The organism is Rhizobacter sp. P5_A1, assembly GCF_056400745.1.
This window is the reverse complement of sequence record NZ_JBFUKR010000021.1, coordinates 56,811-77,075: the sequence shown is the minus strand read 5'-3', so window position 1 is coordinate 77,075 and position 20,265 is coordinate 56,811. Positions and strand designations below refer to the sequence as shown.

Annotated in this window: 16 protein-coding genes; 15 read left to right on the top strand and 1 reads right to left on the bottom strand. The window is 69.5% G+C overall.

All coding sequences use genetic code 11. The annotated features are described in order from the left end of the window. Positions 1-169 precede the first annotated feature (169 nt). The 15 genes from AC1DTW_RS20750 to ftsZ all read left to right on the top strand — a co-directional run bounded on the left by AC1DTW_RS20750 (position 170) and on the right by ftsZ (position 17,902). Entirely contained in the window at positions 170-610 is a 441-nt protein-coding gene (locus AC1DTW_RS20750) for a division/cell wall cluster transcriptional repressor MraZ (protein ID WP_477983277.1), read from the top strand. Positions 611-651: 41 nt separating this feature from the next. Beyond that, positions 652-1,623, top strand: coding sequence for a 16S rRNA (cytosine(1402)-N(4))-methyltransferase RsmH (gene rsmH / locus AC1DTW_RS20745; protein ID WP_477983276.1), 972 nt, complete (start codon positions 652-654; stop codon positions 1,621-1,623). Then, positions 1,620-1,910: a cell division protein FtsL gene (gene ftsL, locus AC1DTW_RS20740; protein WP_477983275.1), complete on the top strand. Its 291-nt coding sequence runs from the start codon at positions 1,620-1,622 to the stop codon at positions 1,908-1,910. The genes rsmH and ftsL overlap by 4 nt, the downstream gene beginning before the upstream one ends. Before the next feature lie 95 nt (positions 1,911-2,005). Then, the gene (locus tag AC1DTW_RS20735) at positions 2,006-3,757 is read left to right on the top strand and encodes a peptidoglycan D,D-transpeptidase FtsI family protein (protein ID WP_477983293.1); all 1,752 of its coding nucleotides are present in this window, start codon (positions 2,006-2,008) and stop codon (positions 3,755-3,757) included. After that, positions 3,757-5,280 carry a UDP-N-acetylmuramoyl-L-alanyl-D-glutamate--2,6-diaminopimelate ligase gene (locus tag AC1DTW_RS20730; protein ID WP_477983274.1) on the top strand — a complete coding sequence of 508 codons (1,524 nt, stop codon included), beginning with the start codon at positions 3,757-3,759 and terminating at the stop codon, positions 5,278-5,280. Before AC1DTW_RS20735 ends, AC1DTW_RS20730 begins: the two co-directional genes overlap by 1 nt. Further along, complete coding sequence (locus AC1DTW_RS20725) at positions 5,280-6,671, top strand: UDP-N-acetylmuramoyl-tripeptide--D-alanyl-D-alanine ligase (RefSeq protein ID WP_477983292.1); 1,392 nt, start codon at positions 5,280-5,282, stop codon at positions 6,669-6,671. Before AC1DTW_RS20730 ends, AC1DTW_RS20725 begins: the two co-directional genes overlap by 1 nt. Beyond that, a complete protein-coding gene (gene mraY / locus AC1DTW_RS20720) occupies positions 6,661-7,839 on the top strand; it encodes a phospho-N-acetylmuramoyl-pentapeptide-transferase (protein WP_477983273.1) in 1,179 nt (392 codons plus the stop codon). The genes AC1DTW_RS20725 and mraY overlap by 11 nt, the downstream gene beginning before the upstream one ends. A 10-nt stretch (positions 7,840-7,849) precedes the next feature. Then, positions 7,850-9,610 carry a UDP-N-acetylmuramoyl-L-alanine--D-glutamate ligase gene (gene murD / locus AC1DTW_RS20715; protein WP_477983272.1) on the top strand — a complete coding sequence of 587 codons (1,761 nt, stop codon included), beginning with the start codon at positions 7,850-7,852 and terminating at the stop codon, positions 9,608-9,610. After that, a complete protein-coding gene (ftsW, locus tag AC1DTW_RS20710; RefSeq protein ID WP_477983271.1) occupies positions 9,607-10,902 on the top strand; it encodes a putative lipid II flippase FtsW in 1,296 nt (431 codons plus the stop codon). The genes murD and ftsW overlap by 4 nt, the downstream gene beginning before the upstream one ends. A 100-nt stretch (positions 10,903-11,002) precedes the next feature. Further along, positions 11,003-12,076: an undecaprenyldiphospho-muramoylpentapeptide beta-N-acetylglucosaminyltransferase gene (gene murG / locus AC1DTW_RS20705; protein ID WP_477983270.1), complete on the top strand. Its 1,074-nt coding sequence runs from the start codon at positions 11,003-11,005 to the stop codon at positions 12,074-12,076. Further along, entirely contained in the window at positions 12,073-13,488 is a 1,416-nt protein-coding gene (murC, locus tag AC1DTW_RS20700) for a UDP-N-acetylmuramate--L-alanine ligase (protein WP_477983269.1), read from the top strand. The genes murG and murC overlap by 4 nt, the downstream gene beginning before the upstream one ends. Further along, positions 13,485-14,444, top strand: coding sequence for a D-alanine--D-alanine ligase (locus AC1DTW_RS20695; protein WP_477983268.1), 960 nt, complete (start codon positions 13,485-13,487; stop codon positions 14,442-14,444). Before murC ends, AC1DTW_RS20695 begins: the two co-directional genes overlap by 4 nt. Before the next feature lie 7 nt (positions 14,445-14,451). Next, complete coding sequence (locus tag AC1DTW_RS20690) at positions 14,452-15,261, top strand: cell division protein FtsQ/DivIB (protein WP_477983267.1); 810 nt, start codon at positions 14,452-14,454, stop codon at positions 15,259-15,261. 15 nt (positions 15,262-15,276) lie between these two features. Continuing rightward, positions 15,277-16,506 (top strand): cell division protein FtsA, encoded by a 1,230-nt coding sequence (gene ftsA, locus AC1DTW_RS20685; RefSeq protein WP_477983266.1) that lies wholly within the window; start codon positions 15,277-15,279, stop codon positions 16,504-16,506. A gap of 178 nt (positions 16,507-16,684) precedes the next feature. Then, a complete protein-coding gene (gene ftsZ / locus AC1DTW_RS20680; protein ID WP_477983265.1) occupies positions 16,685-17,902 on the top strand; it encodes a cell division protein FtsZ in 1,218 nt (405 codons plus the stop codon). A 47-nt stretch (positions 17,903-17,949) separates the two neighbouring features. Here ftsZ and AC1DTW_RS20675 read toward each other — a convergent pair whose 3' ends face one another. Beyond that, positions 17,950-20,154 carry a phosphocholine-specific phospholipase C gene (locus AC1DTW_RS20675; RefSeq protein ID WP_477983264.1) on the bottom strand — a complete coding sequence of 735 codons (2,205 nt, stop codon included), beginning with the start codon at positions 20,152-20,154 and terminating at the stop codon, positions 17,950-17,952. Between the last annotated feature and the right edge of the window lie 111 nt (positions 20,155-20,265).

Below are 20,265 nucleotides of genomic sequence, written 5' to 3'. Positions count from 1 at the left end.
ACTTTCCAAGTCGCGCGCAGGTCTTTGTTTTTGAACGCTTTTACCTTCGATCTCAGCGTTTGGAGTGTCCGCTAAGTCATTGATTCCATTGATTTTTCCCGCCCAATTCGATTGACTGGGAGTCGGCGTATCCGTTAAAGTGGCGCAAAGTGCACTTTCTTGGGTATTTGTGGCAAACATCGTGTTTCAAGGGCCCGCGGCCCTGACGTTGGACGGCAAGGGGCGAATCGCCGTGCCGGCGCGTCACCGCGAGCTCCTGACGGCGATGGGTGTCACGCAGCTGACGATCACGAAGCACCCCGAGGGGGCGCTGCTGATCTTCCCGCGCCCGGCCTGGGAAGCATTTCGTGACAGGGTCGCTGCGCTGCCGATGGAAGCTTCCGGCTGGAAGCGCGTTTTTCTCGGTAACGCGATGGATGTCGAAGTCGACGGCTCGAACCGCGTGCTGATCGCCCCCGAACTGCGCGCGTCGGCCGGCCTCGTGCGCGACGTGATGCTGCTCGGCATGGGCAGCCACTTCGAGCTGTGGGATGCCCAGCGCCATGCCGACCACGAGTCCCGCGTGATGCAGTCCGAAATGCCCGAGTCGCTCAAGAGCTTCAGCTTCTAGAGCGTTTCCCCCGCCGTCCCTTCCCGCGCTTGCCACCGTTCATGGATCCCCAGAGCGACCGTCCGCACACGACCGTGCTGCTCAACGAGGCAGTGGATGCGCTCGTCACCACGCCCGACGGCATCTACGTCGACGGCACCTACGGCCGCGGCGGGCATGCGCGGCTGCTGCTCTCGCGCCTGTCGCCGAAAGGAAGGCTGGTGGCGATCGACAGGGATCTTCAGGCCATTGCGGCGGCGACCTCGGGCACGACGCGGGTCACTGACCCGCGTTTTTCCATCCATCACACGAGCTTCGCGCACATGGTGCCGACGCTGGCCGCACTCGGCATCGACAAGGTCGATGGCCTGCTGCTGGATCTGGGCGTCTCGTCGCCGCAGATCGACGACCCCGAACGCGGTTTCAGCTTCCGTTTCGACGGGCCGCTGGACATGCGCATGGACACCACCCGCGGCGAGAGCGCGGCAGATTTCCTGGCCCGCGCCGACGTGCGCCAAATGACGGAGGTGATACGTGACTATGGGGAAGAACGGTTTGCTCTACAGGTTGCAAAGGCGCTTGTTGCTCGGCGCGAAGGCGGGAACCCTGTTCGAACCACAGGCGAGCTTTCCAACGTCGTGGCTGGTGCGGTCAAAACCCGCGAAGCGGGCCAGAATCCTGCAACGCGCACATTTCAAGCTCTTCGGATTTTCGTCAACGCCGAGCTTGAGGAGCTCGAACAAGGCCTGAGCGCGGCGATCGATCTGCTGGCACCGGGCGGCCGGCTGGTCGTGATCAGCTTTCACTCGCTCGAAGACCGCATTGTGAAGACCTTCATCGCGCGCGAGAGCAAGCACGCGTTCGACCGCCGCGCACCGTTCGCGGCGCCGCAGGCGATGCGGCTGCATGCTCTCGGTCGAGTCAAGCCGGGCGACGACGAGGTGCGCGCCAACCCGCGCGCGCGCTCGGCGGTGATGCGTGTGGCCGAGCGCACCGATGTCGCGAGCCCGGTCCGCCAGGGGCGCCCGGCATGACACGCTTGAATGTCATGCTGCTGGTCGCGCTGCTGTTCAGCAGCGTCTACCTCGTGCGCGTCTCGCACGAGTCGCGCCGGCTCTTCGCCGAGCTCGACAAGGCGCGCAGCGCCGAGCGGCTGCTCGACAACGAGTTCGAGCGCCTGAAGTCCGACAAGCAGTCGCAGGCGACGCCGCTGCGCGTCGAGAAGACCGCGCGCGACAAGCTCGCGATGCGCAGCGCGACGCCGGCCGTCACGCAATACGTCAGCCGCGCGGCCGCGGCGAGCGCGGCAGGGAGCAACTAGTCGTGAGCTGGGGCGGCAAGAGCAAGGGCAATTTGCCGGCCACCGCGCGCGGCGGCAGGAACGGGCGCGCCGCGGCGCGCAGCGGGGCCTCCAGCGTGCGCAGCGTGAGCTACTCGACCAGCCCGCTGCTGGCGTCGAAGACGCCGCCGTGGCGCTCGAAACTGCTCGTCGCGGTCGTCGGCCTGAGCTTCTGCGGCCTGCTCGGGCGCGCGCTCTACGTGCAGGTGATCGGCACCGAGTTCTTCCAGCGCCAGGGCGAGATCCGCTATGCGCGCACGCTCGAACTGCCGGCGAGCCGCGGCCGCATCCTCGATCGCAACGGCCTGATCCTCGCGTCGAGCGTGCCCGCGGCCTCGTTGTGGGCGGACCCGAAGGATTTCGACGCCGACACGACGCAGCGCAAGCAGCTCGCGAGCCTGCTCGGCATGACGACCAAGGAGCTCGCCGACCGCCTCGACGACAACCCGAACTTCGTCTGGCTGCGCCGCCAGGCCGACGACACGGTCGCGAAGAACGTGCTCGGGCTCGGCCTGAAGGGCGTGCACCAGGTGCGCGAGTACAAGCGCAAGTACCCCGAGGGCGAGGCGGCGACGCATGTCGTCGGCTTCACGAACGTCGAGGACCACGGCCAGGAAGGCATCGAGCTCGCGCACGAGAAAGACCTGTTCGGCCGCAACGGCACGCGCCGCGTGATCAAGGACCGGCTCGGCCGCGTCGTCGAGGACATCGGCGACAGCGTCGCGCCGGTCGACGGCCGCGACATCGACCTGAGCATCGACTCGAAGGTGCAGTTCTTCGCCTACCAGCGCATCCGCGATGCGGTCGCCGAGAACAAGGCCAAGGCCGGCAGCGTGGTCGTGCTCGACGCGCGCAGCGGCGAGGTGCTCGCGCTCGCAAACTACCCCAGCTACACGCCGGGCGACCGCCGCAACCTGACCGGCGCGCAGCTGCGCAACCGCGCGCTGACCGACACCTTCGAACCCGGCTCGACCGTCAAGCCCTTCATCGCCGCGTGGGCGCTGGAGACCGGCCGCGTCAAGCCCGAGACCATCATCCACACCGCGCCGGGCAAGGTCTCGATGGGCGGTTTCGTGATCAGCGATTCGCACGCGCATGGCGACCTGAGCGTGTCCCAGGTGATCCAGAAGTCGAGCAACATCGGCGCGATGCGCATGGGGCTGATGTTCCAGCCGCGCGAGATGTGGGAGCTCTACACGCAGGCCGGCTTCGGCCAGAAGCCGCAGCTGGCCTTCCCCGGCGCGGTGACCGGGCGGCTGCGTCCGTACAAGACCTGGCGCCCGATCGAGCAGGCGACGATGAGCTACGGCTACGGGCTGTCCGCCTCGCTGTTCCAGATCGCGCACGCCTACACCGTGTTCGCACACGACGGCGAGTTCATCCCGGTCACGCTGACCAAGAGCGCGGCCCAGGGCGACGAGGCAAAGGTGCCGGGCCTGCGCGTGATCTCGCCGCAGACCGCGAAGACCGTGCGCGAGATGCTCTCGCTCGTCACCGGCCCCGGCGGCACCGCACCGAAGGCGCAGACGATCGGCTATTCGGTCGGCGGCAAGTCGGGCACCGCGTACAAGCAGGAGGGCAAGGGCTACGCGGTGAAGAAGTACCGCTCGTGGTTCGTCGGCCTCGCGCCGATCGGCAACCCGCGCATCATCGTCGCGGTGATGGTCGACGAGCCGACCGGCGGCAAATGGTACGGCGGCGATGTCGCGGCGCCGGTTTTCAGCGACCTGGTGCAGCAGACGCTGCGCACGCTGAACGTGCAGCCCGATCTCGACGTCAAGACGCAGATCATCGCGAAGGATGTGCCAGCCGAGGAGGAGAGCTTCTGATGGCCTCTCTCGCGTCGATCCACCAGCTCGATTCGGTCGATGCCGCGCTCGCGTGGCTGACGCAGCGCGGCGCGCGCGCGCTGCAGGTCGACAGCCGCCGGATCGGCCCCGGCGACGCGTTCATCGCGTGGCCGGGCGCCGCATTCGACGGCCGGCGCTTCGTGCCGCAGGCCCTCGCGGCGGGCGCGAGCGCCTGTCTGGTCGAGGCGGAAGGCGCGTCGACGATCGACGGCCTGGACGGCGCCGATGTCGCCGCGCTGCACGGCCTGAAGGCCAGCGCCGGCGTGCTCGCGAGCGGCTTCATGGGCGTGCCGAGCGCGGCGCTGAATGTGATCGCGGTCACCGGCACGAACGGCAAGACCTCGACCGCCTGGTGGGTCGCGCAAGCCCTCGGTTCGCTCGGCCGGCGCTGCGGCGTGATCGGCACGCTCGGTGTCGGTGAGCCTCCATCGCCGTCGCAGCCCGCGGCGATCACCTTCACCGGCATGACGACGCCGGATGCGGTCACGGTGCAGGCGGGTTTCAAGCGCTTCGTCGATGCCGGCTTCCAGGCCTGCGCGATCGAGGCCACGTCGGTCGGCCTGCGCGAGCAGCGCCTCGCCGGGACGCAGATCGACATCGCGCTGTTCACGAACTTCACGCAGGACCACCTCGATTACCACGGCTCGATGGAAGCCTACTGGCTCGCGAAGGCCGCGCTGTTCGCCTGGCCGGGCCTGCGCGCCGCGGTGATCAACGTCGACGACGCGCATGGCGCCGCACTGGCGCGCGCGCTGCAGGAGACCGCGCTGGACCTGTGGACGTATTCGACGATCGACGCTGCCCGTCTGCGCGCGTCGAAGATCGGCTACGACGGCGGCGGGCTCGGCTTCGAGCTGCGCGAAGGCAACACGAGCGTCGCGGTGAAGACGCAGATGATCGGCGACTACAACGTCGCGAACCTGCTCGCGGCGATCGGCGGCCTGCGCGCCTCGGGCGTCCCGCTCGCCGATGCCGCCGCCGCCTGCAAGGGGTTGACGCCGGTGCCGGGCCGGATGCAGCGCGTCGCGTCGGACGCGGCCGGCCCGCAGGTCGTCGTCGATTACGCGCACACGCCGGACGCGCTCGAGAAGGCGCTGCTCGCGCTGCAGCCCTTCGCGGCCGAGCGCGGCGGCGCGCTCTGGTGCGTGTTCGGCTGCGGCGGCAACCGCGATGCGACGAAGCGTCCGTTGATGGGCGCACTCGCGCAGCGCCTCGCGCAGCAGGTCGTGATCACCAGTGACAACCCGCGCGGCGAGGCGCCCGCCTTCATCCTGCTGCAGATCGTCGCCGGGCTGAAAGGGACCCAGGAGCGCGTCAAGGTGATCGAAGACCGGCGCGCCGCGATCGCGCACGCGGTGCGCCACGCCGGCGCGCGCGACGTGATCCTCGTCGCCGGCAAGGGCCACGAGGACTACCAGGAGATCGGCGGCGTGAAGCAGCATTTCTCGGATGTCGAAGAGGCCGGCGTGGCATTGGCCGCGCGCGCGGGGTCGCCGTCATGATGATGACGCTCGCCCAAGCCCACGCGCTGCTGCCCGGCTCGACCTTGATCGGCGACGGCGCGATCGAGATCGCGCGTGTGCACAGCGACACGCGCAGCCTGCAGCCGGGTGACCTGTTCGTCGCGCTGCGCGGCGAGCACTTCGACGCGCACGATTTCCTCGGCCAGGCGAAGGCCAACGGCGCGGTCGCAGCGATCGCCGAGCGCGGGCTCGATGCGAGCCATGCGGCCGGTGTGCCCGGCCTGCAGGTCGCCGACACGCAGCAGGCGCTGACCGCGCTCGCGCACGCCTGGCGGCGCCGCTTCCACCTGCCGCTGATCGCGGTGACCGGCAGCAACGGCAAGACGACCGTCACGCAGATGATCGCGGCGATCCTGCGCGATTGGCTCGGCGACTCGGCGTTCGCGACCGTCGGCAACCTGAACAACCACATCGGCGTGCCGCTGACCTTGCTGCGCCTGCGCCAGGACGAGCGCGTGCATCACCGCGCCGGCGTCGTCGAGCTCGGCATGAACCATCCCGGCGAGATCGCCGCGCTCGCCGCGTTGACCGCGCCGACCGTCGCGCTGGTCAACAACGCGCAGCGCGAGCACCAGGAGTTCATGGCCAGCGTCGAGGCGGTCGCGCACGAGAACGGCGCGGCGATCTCGGCGCTCGGCGCGTCCGGCACCGCGGTGTTCCCGGCCGACGAGGCCTACGCGCCGATCTGGCACCAGCTGGCCGGCAGCCGCCCGACGCTGACCTTCGCGCTGACCGGGCCGGCCGACGTGACCTGCCATGCCGAGTGGGTCGGCGACCATTGGGCCTTGCTGCTCGAAACGCCGGCCGGCGCGAGCACCGTGCAACTCCAGGTCGCCGGTTGGCACAACGTCAAGAACGCGCTCGCTGCGACCGCCTGCGCGCTCGCCGCCGGCTGCCCGCTCGAGCCGATCCGGCGCGGCCTCGAAGCGTTCGCGCCGGTCAAGGGCCGCTCGCAGGTCAGGCGCTTCGTGCGCGGCGGTGTCGGCGTCACGCTGATCGACGACAGCTACAACGCGAACCCGGATTCGGTGCGCGCCGCGATCGAGGTCCTCGCGTCGCTGCCCGGCCCGCGCTGGCTGGTGCTGGGTGACATGGGCGAGGTCGGCGACCAGGGCCCCGAGTTCCACCGCGAGGTCGGCGCGTTCGCGAAGGCGCGCGGCATCGACGCGCTGTGGACGGTCGGCAGCGCGAGCACGCACGCCGCGCAGGCGTTCGGCGGCGCGCGCCATTTCGACGCCATTGCCGCGCTGATCGCGGCGCTGCCGCAGGCCCCGGCCTGTGCGGCCGTGGTGGTCAAAGGCTCGCGCTTCATGAAAACAGAGCAGGTCGTGGCCGCGTTGCTCGCGTCGGGAGAACCGCATGCTGCTTAGCCTCGCGAACTGGCTGCAGACGCTGTCGCCCGAGTTCGGCTTCTTCCGCGTCTTCCAGTACCTGACCTTCCGCGCGGTGATGGCGGCGATGACCTCGATGCTGATCGGCCTCGCGTTCGGCCCCTGGGTGATCGCGCGGCTGACGTCGCTGAAGATCGGCCAGCCGGTGCGGGCCTACGGCGTCGAGTCGCACATCGCGAAGAGCGGCACGCCGACGATGGGCGGCGTGCTGATCCTGATCGGCATCGGCATCTCGACTTTGCTGTGGTTCGACTGGAGCAACCGCTTCGTCTGGATCGTGATGCTGGTGACGCTCGGCTTCGGCGCGATCGGCTGGGTCGACGATTGGCGCAAGGTCGTGCAGAAGAACCCCGAAGGCATGCCCTCGGGCGAGAAGTACTTCTGGCAGTCGGTGATCGGGCTGATCGCCGCGCTGTACCTCGCGTTCAGCGTCAGCGAGACCTCGAACCTGCGCGTGCTCGAACTCTTCATCCGCTGGGTTCAGAGCGGCTTCGCGAACGAGCTGCCGCCGAAGGCCGACCTGATGGTGCCGTTCTTCAAGACCATCAGCTACCCGCTCGGCGTGTTCGGCTTCATCGCGCTGACCTACTTCGTGATCGTCGGCGCCAGCAACGCGGTGAACCTGACCGACGGGCTCGATGGCCTGGCCATCATGCCGGTCGTGATGGTCGGCTCGGCGCTCGGCATCTTCGCGTACATCGTCGGCAGCTCGGTCTACAGCAAGTACCTGCTGTTCCCGTACATCCCCGGCGCCGGCGAGCTGCTGATCTTCTGCGCCGCGCTGGCCGGCGCGGGCCTCGCGTTCCTGTGGTTCAACACGCACCCGGCGCAGGTCTTCATGGGCGATGTCGGCGCGCTGTCGCTGGGCGGCGCGCTCGGCACGATCGCGGTCATCACGCGCCAGGAGATCGTGCTCGGGATCATGGGCGGCGTGTTCGTCGCCGAGGCGCTGTCGGTGATGCTGCAGGTCACGTGGTTCAAGTACACGAAGAAGAAATACGGGACCGGCCGGCGCGTGCTGAAGATGGCGCCGCTGCACCACCATTTCGAGAAGTCGGGCTGGAAGGAAACGCAGGTCGTCGTGCGCTTCTGGATCGTCACGATGCTCTTGTGCCTGATCGGGCTGGCCAGCCTGAAACTGCGCTGAAGCTGCGCCGATGAACGACCTGACAAACACGACCGTACTGGTGCTCGGCCTCGGCGACTCGGGGCTCGCGATGGCGCGCTGGTGCGCACGCTTCGGCGCCGACGTGCGCGTCTGGGATTCGCGCGAGCAGCCGGCGAACGCAGCGGCGCTGGCCGAGCACGTGCCGCTCGCGCAGTGGGTGCGCGGGCCGCTGACCGATGCGGCGTTCACCGGCGTCCAGCGGGTGCTGAAGAGCCCGGGCCTGTCGCCGCAGGACGAGCGCATCGCGACGCCGCTGAACCGCGCCGCGGACAGCGGTGTGGCGGTGCAAGGCGAGCTCGAGCTGTTCACGCGCGCGCTGGCCGATCTGAAGGCCGAGCGCGGCTATGTGCCGAAGCTGCTCGCGATCACCGGCACGAACGGCAAGACAACGACGACCGCGATGGCCGCGCAGCTGATCCGGCGCACTGGCAAGCGCGTCGCGGTGGCCGGCAACATCGGCCCGACGATGCTGCAGACGCTGGCCGATGCGCTCGACCTCGAACCCGCGGCGGGCGCGCTGCACGCCGTGGCCGACGAGCCGGCGCTGTCCGACGCAGCGGTCGAACCCGAGGACATCGCCGACCTGCAGGCGCTCGACGGCGCGCCGGCCAACGACGCCGAAGCACCGATCGACGAGCCGGCGGCCCTGTCGGACGATGCGCCTGCGCCGATCCTGCTGGCGCCGTCCGAACCGGCCGCGCGGGTGTTCGAGCACCTGCCCGAGGTCTGGGTGCTCGAGCTCTCGAGCTTCCAGCTCGATGGCGTGCGCGGCTTCGAGCCCAGCGCCGGCGCGCTGCTGAACATCACGCAGGACCACCTCGACTGGCACGGCTCGATGTCGCACTACATCGCCGCGAAGACGCGCGTGTTCGGCAAGCGCGCGGTGATGGTGATCAACCGCGACGACCCGATGGTCGAGGCGTTGGTGCCGGCGCCCGAGATCGTCAAGGGCGCCAAGGGGCGCAAGGCGACGACGATCTCGCGCGAGGTCGTGCGCTTCGGCGTCGGCGCACCGACCCGCCCGGGCGACTTCGGCCTGGTCGACGAGAACGGCATGAGCTGGCTGGTGCGTGCCCGCGAGCTCGACGAGACGCTGCAGCGCGGGCGGGGCGGCAAGGGCCTGCTCGCGGCCCCCGAGGAGCTGCTGATCCAACGCCTGATGCCGGCCGATGCGCTGCGCGTGCGCGGCCGCCACAACGCCGCGAACGCGCTCGCCGCGCTCGCGCTCGCGACCGCGATCGACTGCCCGCTCGCGCCGATGCTGCACGGCCTGCGCGAGTACACCGGCGAGCCGCATCGCGTGCAGTACATCGCGTCGCTCGATGGCGTCGACGCGTTCGACGACAGCAAGGGCACGAACGTCGGCGCGACCGTCGCGGCGCTGAACGGTCTCGGTGCCGACAAGGCACCGGCGAAGCTGGTCGTGATCCTCGGCGGCGACGGCAAGGGGCAGGATTTCACGCCGCTCGCCGACCCGGTGCGCCGCCACGCCCGCGCCATCGCGACGATCGGCCACGATGCCGCGGCCATCGAACACGCGCTCGCCGACAGCGGCGTGCCGGTGCAGCGCCACGAGACGCTGCAGGCCGCCACGCGCTGGTGCTTCGAGCGCGCGCACGCCGGCGACGCGGTGCTGCTGAGCCCGGCCTGCGCGAGCCTGGACATGTTCCGCAACTACGGGCATCGCGCCGAAGTGTTCGTCGCCGAGGTGCATGCGGTGATCGCCGACCATGGGGGGATCGCGGCATGAGCGCGACGGGCACGCTGGGCTGGCTCGATGGGCTGCGCGCGCGCCTGATGGCGTTCGTGCCGAAGCGTGACGGCCAGGCCGGCGATGCGACACGCGGCGCCAAGTCGATCCCGGTGCGTGACTGGATCGAGGTCGGGCGCAACGGCCAGCCGGCGCGGCTGCTCGGCTTCGACCAGGCGCTGGTCTGCGTCGTGATCGCGCTGCTCACGCTCGGCATCGTGATGGTCTACAGCGCGACCGTCGCGCTGCCCGACAGCCCGAAATTCGCGCGCTACGTGCCGACCTACTTCATGTCGCGGCAGATCCTGTTCGTCGCGATGTCGCTGGTCGCCGCGCTCGTCACGGTGCAGATCCCGATCGGCTTCTGGGAGAAGGCCTCGCCCTGGATCTTCGTCGCGTCGCTGCTGCTGCTGGTCGTCGTGCTGATTCCGGGCATCGGCAAGGGCGTGAACGGGGCCAAGCGCTGGATCCCGCTCGGCCTCCTGAACTTCCAGCCCTCCGAGCTCGCGAAGGTCGCGATCGCGATGTACGCGGCGAGCTACATGATGCGGAAGATGGACATCAAGGAGAAGTTCGTCCGCGCGGTCGCACCGATGGCGGTCGCACTCGGTGTCATCGGGCTGCTGCTGCTGGCCGAGCCCGACATGGGCGCGTTCATGGTGATCGCGGTGATCGCGATGGGCATCCTGTTCCTCGGCGGCGTGAACGGGCGCATGTTCTTCCTGAGCATCGGCGTGCTGGTCGGCGCGTTCGTGCTGATGATCCTCGCGAGCCCGTGGCGCGCCGAACGCATCCTCGCGTTCCTGAACCCGTGGGACCCGAAGTACGCGATGGGCAAGGGCTATCAGCTGACGCACTCGCTGATCGCACTGGGCCGCGGCGAGATCTTCGGCCAGGGCCTGGGCGGCAGCGTCGAGAAGCTGCACTACCTGCCCGAGGCGCACACCGACTTCATGCTCGCGGTGATCGGCGAGGAGCTCGGCTTCATCGGCGTCGCCTGCGTGATCTTCGCGTTCTTCTGGATCTCGCGGCGCCTGTTCCACATCGGCCGCCAGGCGATCGCGCTCGATCGCGTGTTCGCCGGGCTGTACGCGCAGGGCATCGGCATCTGGATGGGCGGCCAGGCCTTCATCAACATGGGCGTGAACCTCGGCATCCTGCCCACCAAGGGGCTGACCCTGCCGCTGATGAGCTACGGCGGCTCGGCGATCGTGATGAACGTGGTGGCGCTGGCGATCGTTTTGCGGATCGACATCGAAAACAGGCAGCTCATGCGCGGAGGCCGCGCATGAGTGCCATGCTGGAGCGCAGCGCAGGCATGGCATCGGCGCGTAGCGGCGGTTGCCTGTTTCAGCGCAGCCAAAACAGGCAGCTGATGCGCGGAGGGCGCGCATGAAGCACCTCGTGGTGATGGCCGCGGGGACCGGGGGTCATGTGATCCCGGGGCTCGCGGTCGCGCGCGAAATGCAGTCGCGTGGCTGGAGCGTCAGCTGGCTCGGCACGCGCAGCGGCATGGAAAACAAGCTCGTGCCGCCGAGCGGCATCCCGCTCGACACGATCGGCTTCTCGGGCCTGCGCGGCAAGGGGCTGGTGCACACGCTGGCCGGCGGCCTGCGGCTGCTCGGCGCGTTCTGGAGCTGCCTGCGGATCATCCGCCGGCGCCAGACGACCGCGGTGCTGGGCATGGGCGGCTATGTCTGCTTTCCCGGCGGGCTGATGGCGTCGCTGCTGAGCCGGCCGCTGGTGCTGGTCAACGCCGACGCGTCGCTGCTGATGAGCAACAGGGCCTTGCTGCCGGTCGCCGACGCGGTCGCGTTCGGCTTCGACGGCGCTGCGGCACACAAGGTCAGGCATGCGGTCGTGACCGGCAACCCGGTGCGGGCCGAGATCGAAGCGCTGCCGCAGCCTGCGCAGCGCTTCGCAGGCCGCGAGGGCGCATTGCGCGTCCTCGTCGTCGGCGGCAGCCTCGGCGCGCGTGCGCTGAACGATTGCGTGCCGCGGGCGCTGGCGCTGCTCGAACTCGCGCAGCGCCCTCTCGTCACGCACCAGACGGGCCAGGCGAACCTGGGCGACGTGCAGGCCGCCTACGCCGACGCGCAGGTCACCGCGCAGGTGCTGCCGTTCATCGACGACATGGCGGCGCGGCTCGCCGACTGCGACCTGATCGTCTGCCGCGCTGGCGCGGTGACGGTCAGCGAGCTGTGCGCGGCCGGCGTCGCGTCGGTGCTGGTGCCGCTCGTCGTCAGCACGACCTCGCACCAGCGCGACAACGCGCAGTGGCTGGCCGGGCAGGGCGCCGCGATCCACCTGCCGCAGGGCGAACTGTCGCCGCGCAAGCTCGCCGACCTGCTGACCGGCCTGACGCGCGATGCGCTGCTGAACATGGCGACGAAGGCGCGTGCGCTCGCGAAGCCGAAGGCGGCCGCGCGCGTCGCCGATCAGATCGAAAGGTTGGTGCCGGCATGAAGCACGCCGTGAAGCACATCCACTTCGTCGGGGTCGGCGGCGCCGGCATGAGCGGCATCGCCGAGATCCTGCACAACCTCGGCTACACGGTCTCGGGCTCGGACCAGAGCGACGGCGCGACGACGCGCCGGCTCGCGTCGCTCGGCATCCGGATCGCGATCGGCCACGCGGCCACGAACATCGCCGGTGCCGAGGCGGTCGTGACCTCGACCGCGGTGCGCGGTGACAACCCCGAGGTGATCGCCGCGCGCGCCGACCGCGTGCCGGTCGTGCCGCGCGCAGTGATGCTGGCCGAGCTGATGCGGCTGAAGTCGGGCATCGCGATCGCCGGCACGCATGGCAAGACGACGACGACCTCGCTGGTCACCAGCGTGCTCGCCGAGGCCGGCGTCGACCCGACCTTCGTGATCGGCGGGCGGCTCAACGCGGCCGGCGCGAACTCGCGCCTCGGCTCGGGTGACTACATCGTCGTCGAGGCCGACGAGTCCGATGCATCGTTCCTGAACCTGCTGCCGGTGATGGCCGTCGTCACGAACATCGACGCCGACCACATGGACACCTATGGCCACGACTTCGCGAAGCTGAAGGCGGCCTTCGTCGAGTTCATCCACCGCATGCCGTTCTACGGCGCCGCGATCCTGTGCAGCGACGACGCCGGCGTGCGCTCGATCATGCCGATGATCTCGCGCCCGGTCGTCAGCTACGGCTTCGGCGCCGACGCGATGGTGCGTGCGGTCGACGTCGAGGCGCACGCCGGGACGATGCAGTTCACGGTGCAGCGCCGCAACGGCGTGCGCATGCCGGACCTGCGCGTGACGCTGAACCTGCCGGGCGACCACAACGTGTTGAATGCGCTCGCGGCGATCGCGGTCGCGACCGAGCTGGAGCTGCCGGATGCGCCGGTCGTCAAGGGCCTGGCCGAGTTCCACGGTGTCGGCCGGCGCTTCCAGCGCTACGGCGAACTCGCGTCGGGCGATGGCGGCCGGTTCACGCTGATCGACGACTACGGCCATCACCCGGTCGAGATGGCCGCGACGCTCGCCGCGGCGCGCGGCGCGTTCCCGGGCCGCCGCCTGGTGCTCGCGTTCCAGCCGCACCGCTATACCCGCACGCGCGACTGCTTCGAGGATTTCGTCAAGGTCATCGGCAGCGCCGATAGGGTGCTGCTCGCCGAGGTCTACGCCGCCGGCGAGGCGCCGATCGTCGCGGCCGACGGGCGGGCGCTGTCGCGCGCGCTGCGCGTCGCCGGCAAGGTCGATCCGGTCTTCGTCGACGAGATCGGCGCGATGCCGCAGGCGATCGTCGAACACGTGCGCGACGGGGATGTGGTGATTTCGATGGGCGCCGGCTCGATCGGCAACGTGCCGGGGCAGGTGGTGGAACTCTTGGGCACGAAGGGGGCGGCTGCATGAACGTCGATGTCAAGGCCCTCGGCAAGGTCGCGGTGCTGGTGGGTGGCAGCTCGGCCGAGCGCGAGATCTCGCTGATGTCGGGCAAGGGCGTGCTCGCGGCGTTGCAATCGCAGGGCGTCGACGCGCATGCGTTCGACCCGTCCGTGCGCGAGCTGGTCGAGCTGAAGCGCGACGGCTTTGCGCGCTGCTTCATCGCGCTGCACGGCCGCCATGGCGAAGACGGCAGCGTGCAGGGCGCGCTCGAACTGCTCGGCATCCCGTACACCGGCTCCGGCGTGCTCGCGTCGGCGATCGCGATGGACAAGGTGATGACCAAGCGCGTCTGGATCGCCGAAGGCCTGCCGACGCCGCGCTACCTGTGGCTTGCGCCCGAGGGCCAAGGCCGCGAGCGCGTGCGCACGGTGCCCGACGAACTCGGGCTGCCGCTGATCGTGAAGCCGCCGCGCGAAGGCTCGTCGATCGGCATCACCAAGGTCGCCGGCTACTCGCAGATGCAGGGCGCGGTCGAGCTCGCGGCGCAATACGACGCCGACGTGCTCTGCGAGGAGTTCATCGAGGGCGAAGAGGTGACCTGCCCGGTGCTCGGCTCCGGCGAAGGGGCGCACGCGCTGCCGGTCGTCAAGATCGTCGCGCCCGAAGGCGCCTACGACTACCAGAACAAGTATTTCACCGATGTCGTCGAGTACCGCGTGCCGAGCGGCCTGCCGCAGGCCGAGGAGCGCGAGATCCAGCGCATCGTCGTGCAGGCCTACCGCACGCTCGGCTGCCGTGGCTGGGGTCGTGCCGATCTGATGATCCGCGCCAGCGATCGCAAGGCCTTCCTGCTCGAGATGAACACGTCGCCGGGGATGACCTCGCATTCGCTGGTGCCGAAATCGGCCGCGGCGGCGGGGCTGAGCTACGAAGCACTGTGCGTGCAGATCCTGTCTCACGCATCGTTGGACGCGAGCCGCTGAGCGAGCCATGGCCCGACCCGCCCCCGCCGCCCCGCTGCCGGCCGACATCCGGCTGATGAACGCGACCGCCGTCGTGCTGGGTGCGGTCGGCGTGGTCGCGCTCGTCGCGGTCGCGGTGCTGTGGGCGGCGCACCGGCCGATCTTCGCGGTGCGGACGATCAAGGTCGAGGGCGACCTGGCGCACAACAGCGCGCTGACGATCCGCGCGAACGCCGCGCCGAAGCTCGCCGGCAACTTCTTCACGATGGACCTGGCGGCCGGCCGGCGCGCGTTCGAGTCGGTGCCGTGGGTGCGCCAGGCGGTGGTCCAGCGCATCTGGCCGAACCGGCTGCGGGTGCGGCTCGAAGAGCATCGGCCCGCGGCACTGTGGGGCGGGTCGACCAGCGGCGACGAGGTCTCCGACAAGATGGTCAACAGCTTCGGCGAGGTCTTCGAGGCGAACCTCGGCGATGTCGAGGACGACGCGCTGCCGACGCTGCGCGGCCCCGAGGGCACGTCGGCGCAGATGCTGCGGATGATCGGCCGGCTGCAGCCGGAGTTCGCGGCGATGGACGCGCGCATCGACACGCTCGAACTCTCGGGCCGCGGCTCGTGGCGGGTCGAGCTCGACAACGGCGCCGAGGTCGAACTCGGCCGCGGCAGCGACGACGAGGTGATTGCGCGCACGCGCAGCTTCATCGCGACGCTGCCCGAAGTGCGCAACCGCTACGCGCAGCACCCGTTGCTGTACGCCGACCTGCGCCACAACGATGGTTACGCGGTGCGGCTGAAGGGTGTCTCGACCACCTCGGCCGACGCCGCGGGCAAGAAGAAATAGAGGGAGGGAACACGTATGGCCAAGGAATACAAGGATCTGGTGGTCGGCCTCGACATCGGCACCGCGAAGATCATGGTGGTCGTTGCCGAGGTGATGCCCGATGGCGAGCTGCGCATCGCCGGTCTGGGCAGCGCGCCGACGCACGGGCTGAAGCGCGGCGTCGTCGTGAACATCGACGCGACGGTGCAGTCGATCCAGCAGGCGCTGAAAGAGGCCGAGATGATGGCCGACTGCAAGATCACCCGCGTCTACACCGGCATCACCGGCAGCCACATCCGCGGCCAGAACTCGACCGGCATGGTGATCGTGCGCGACAAGGAGGTCACGCCGGTCGACGTGGCGCGCGTCGTCGAGACCGCAAAGGCGATCAACATCCCGAACGACCAGCGCCTGCTGCTGGTCGAGCCGCAGGAGTTCGTGATCGACGGCCACGAGGTCAAGGAGCCGATCGGCATGAGCGGCGGGCGGCTCGAGGTCAAGGTCCACATCGTCACCGGTGCGCAGAGCGCGGCCGAGAACATCGTCAAGTGCGTGCGGCGCTGCGGGCTCGAGGTCGACCAGCTCGTGCTGAACCCGAGCGCATCGAGCCATGCCGTGCTGACCGACGACGAGAAGGACCTGGGCGTCGCGCTCGTCGACATCGGCGCCGGCACCACCGATGTCGCGATCTTCACCGACGGCGCGATCCGCCACACCGCGGTGATCCCGATCGCCGGCGACCTGATCACCAGCGACATCGCGATGGCGCTGCGCACGCCGACGAAAGACGCCGAAGAGATCAAGGTCGAGTACGGCGTCGCCAAGCAATTGCTTGCCGATCCGGCCGAGCAGCTCGAGGTGCCGGGCCTGGGCGACCGCGCGCCGCGCATGCTGAGCCGCCAGGCGCTGGCCGGCGTGATCGAGCCGCGCATCGAGGAGATCTATTCGCTGGTGCACCAGGTGATCCGCGAGAGCGGCTACGAGGAGCTGCTGTCGAGCGGCATCGTGATCACTGGCGGCGCTGCGGTGATGCCGGGCATGGTCGAGCTCGGCGAAGACATCTTCCTCAAACCCGTGCGCAAGGGCGTGCCGACGTACCACGGCGCGCTCTACGACATGGTCAGCAACCCGCGCTCGGCGACCGTGATGGGGCTGCTCGAAGAGGCGCGTTTCGCACGCTCGCGCGGGATGCGGGCGGCGCAGCAGGCGGGGTCGGTCAAGACCTTGTTCGGCCGCGCGAAAGACTGGTTCCTGGGCAATTTCTAAAGCGAGGCGGAAACGACGATGAAGCACACGCACTCATTGCTGCACGTTCAATCCGCCCACGGTCTGGCGCCGCCGCGCGCCGGACCCCGACGACGACAACAACAACGAACCGCGTTGGAACACCACAAGACTGATCTTTGAAGACACACGGCAACTGCAACTAGGACTGGAGAAACAAATGGCCATCGAAATGATTGAAGAGTTCAGCATGGGCACGCAGATCAAGGTGATCGGTGTCGGCGGCGGCGGCGGCAACGCGGTCGAGCACATGATCACGCAGGGCGTGCAGGGCGTGAACTTCGTCTGCGCGAACACCGACGCGCAGGCGCTGAACCGCTCGGCCGCGCACGACCTGATCCAGCTCGGCACGACTGGCCTCGGCGCCGGCGCGAAGCCGGAGTGCGGCAAGGCCGCGGCGGAAGAAGCGGTCGACCGCATCCGCCAGGCGATCGACGGCTCGCACATGCTGTTCATCACCGCCGGCATGGGCGGCGGCACCGGCACCGGCGCCGCGCCGGTGATCGCGCGCGTCGCGAAGGAGATGGGCATCCTGACGGTCGGCGTCGTGACCAAGCCGTTCGAGTTCGAGGGCAACCGCCGCATGAAGGCGGCCGACGCCGGCCTGGCCGAGCTCGAGGCCAACGTCGATTCGCTGATCGTGATCCTGAACGAGAAGCTGCTCGAGGTGCTGGGCGACGACATCACGCAGGACCAGGCCTTCGCGCATGCCAACGACGTGCTGAAGAATGCGGTCGGCGGCATCAGCGACATCATCCACATGCCGGGCCTCGTGAACGTCGACTTCGAGGACGTGAAGACCGTGATGAGCGAGCCCGGCAAGGCGATGATGGGCACCGCGATCGCGAGCGGCCCGGACCGCGCGACCAAGGCGGCCGATCTGGCCGTCGCGTGCCCGCTGCTCGAGGGCATCGACCTGTCGGGCGCACGCGGCGTGCTGGTGCTGATCGCGGCGAACCGCAACACCTTCAAGCTGGCCGAGAGCCGCAACGCGATGAACACGATCCGACGCTATGCGGCCGACGACGCGCACGTGATCTACGGCACCGCGTACGACGAAAGCCTGGGCGACCAGCTGCGCGTGACGGTGATCGCGACCGGCCTGTCGCCGGCGCGCCGCGCGCAGGCGCCGATCAGCATGGTCCACAGCATGCCGGCGCAGCGCACCGGCACGCACGACCTGCCGATCCTGCAGAGCGCGCTGAGCACCCCGCAAGGCGCTCCCCATGGGATGGTGCCGGCGCACGACTACAGCGCGCTGACGACCCCGAGCGTCTGGCGCAACGGCCGCACCGCGGCCGCGAAGGTCGATGCGCTGGCGAGCAACGGGATGGACGAGATCGAGATCCCGGCGTTCCTGCGCAAGCAGGCCGATTGAGCCTGTGAGCCTGCGTCGGCGCGCGAGCGCCGACGCAGGGATCTACCTCAGCCCACCCGCCACTGCTCGCCCAGCGCCGGCCCGAACATCGCCGGGTCGCTGAACGAGGGCTGGCCGGTCTCGAGCCGGCCGGCAAAGCGGCGGCTGTAGTCGGTCTGGCCGCGCACCGAGACGCTGAAGTCGTACCAGCCGCCGCTGGTGCGCAGCGGCAGGCGGATCACGTTCTCGCTGCGCGCGACGACCGTGTACTGCGCCGAGCCGGTGTAGTACTGGTTCGGCGTCAGCGTGAAGGCGCAGGGGCCGTTGCCGCTGTTGACGAACTTCAGGACGAGGTCGCCGGTCACGGCGTCGCTGCTCACCTGGACCTCGGGGTTGGGCTGCCCGGGCGCCGCGGCGCGCGTCGCATTGCCGGTGCCGTGGCGGTGGAAGCCGTTCGGCCCGAGCACCCACAGGTCATAGGCGCCGTTCAGCGCCGGCGTCCACGAACCGACCAGCTGCTTGCCGGGTTCGACCGTGTAGCGGCGCGGCAGCTCGGCCAGGTTGCGACGGTCGTAGACGTGGAAGACCGCGGCCTGTTTGCCGGTGTTGCCGAACACCAGGTCGACGCGCGTCCCGCGCGGGCCGGCCGTTCCCGGCACGATCTGCGCAACGACCTGCAGCTCGTACGGCAACGCGCGCGACGGACGCACGCCGTCGGCCTGCACCGGCAGCGCGGTGACGGCCGGTGTCGCGGGCAACGTGCGGCCGGGCAACGCGCGCGCCTTGTTCGCGAGCGCCAGCGTCGTCGGCAGGTTCGCGAAGAAGGCCTCGTCGTTCGGGTCGGTGAAGTTGAACGCGGTCGTCAGGTCGCCGCTGACCGCGCGGCGCCAGGCCGAGATGTTCGGCTCCATCACGCCGAAGCGCGCTTCGATGAAACGGATCACCGAGGTGTGGTCGAACAGCTGCGAGTTGACCCAGCCGCCGCGGCTCCACGGCGAGATCACGTACATCGGCACGCGCGGGCCCATGCCGTAGGGCCGGTGCAGCAGCGCCTGCTCGGCAGCGTTGTTGTGGTAGCTGACCAGCACCTCGTGGTACTCGCCGCTGGTGTCGACGGTCGATGCGCCGGCGAGCGCCGCCTGCGACGGCGTCGCGCTCCCGTGCTGGTACGACGGCGCGGCCGGCGGCGGCAGGTGGTCGAAGAAGCCGTCGTTCTCGTCGAAGTTGACCAGCAGCACGGTCTTCGACCAGACCTCCGGGTTCGAGGTCAGCGCGTCCAGCACCTTCGAGGTGTAGTCGGCGCCTTGCGCCGGGCTCGATGGCCCGGGATGCTCGGAGCCTTCGGCGGTCGCGACGATCCACGACACGGCCGGCAGCTTGTTCGCGATCACGTCGGCCTTGAGCAGATCGAGGTCGCGCGTGCTGACGCCGCGATCGCGCAGCGCCTGCGAGTAGCCGGGCTTCTGGAACCAGGCCGCGCGGAAGCTCTGGAAGCCGGCCAGCGCGTTGTCGGTGAAGTTGTCGGCCATGTTCTCGTAGACCTGCCAGCTGATGCCGGCGGCCTCGAGGCGTTCGGGGTAGGTCGTCCACGAGTAGCCGCCGTCGTTGCCGGGGTTCGCATCGAACCAGTCGTAGTCGTTGTAGGTCGCCGGGCCGTGGCCTTTCGCGAGCGGGTCGTTGCTGCCGGTCCAGAGGAACAGGCGGTTCGTGTTGGTGCCGGCCTGCGCGCTGCAGTGGTAGGCATCGCAGATCGTGAACGCGTTCGCCATCGCCCACTGGAACGGCAGGTCGTCCTTCGCGAAGTAGCCCATCGAGTGATTCGCCTTCGCGCGCGGCCACGCGTTCATGCGGCCCTGGTCCCAGGCGTACTGCGCGTCGGTCCACGAATGCGGCGTGCCCTGGACGCGCATCACCGCGAACTGCTGCAGCGTGTTCAGGCGGAACGGCGCGATCGCCGCCGGCACGCCGGTCGGGCTCTGGTTCGGCTGGTACCAGACGTTCTTGCCGGCGATGCCGGGCGCATCGGCCACCGGAATCGGGAAGCGATCGGCGAAGCCGCGCACGCCGTTGAGCGTGCCGAAGTAGTGATCGAACGAGCGGTTCTCCTGCGTCAGGATCACGATGTGCTCGACGTCCTGGATCGTGCCGGTGCGGCGCGCCGCCTGGATCGACAGCGCGCGTGCGATCGACGGCGGAAAGGTCGTCAGCGCGGCGGTGGCGCCGGCGGCGCTGCCGACGGCGCGCAGGAAGCCGCGGCGGTTGGAATCGGTCATGGGTTTTCCTCGTTGAAGTTGGAATGGGCAGCGCGAAGGCGCCGCCCACGCTAGCGGCGCGCGATGACCGGCGCGTGACCGGAAGAAGTCCGCGGGCAGCCCGCATTGCGC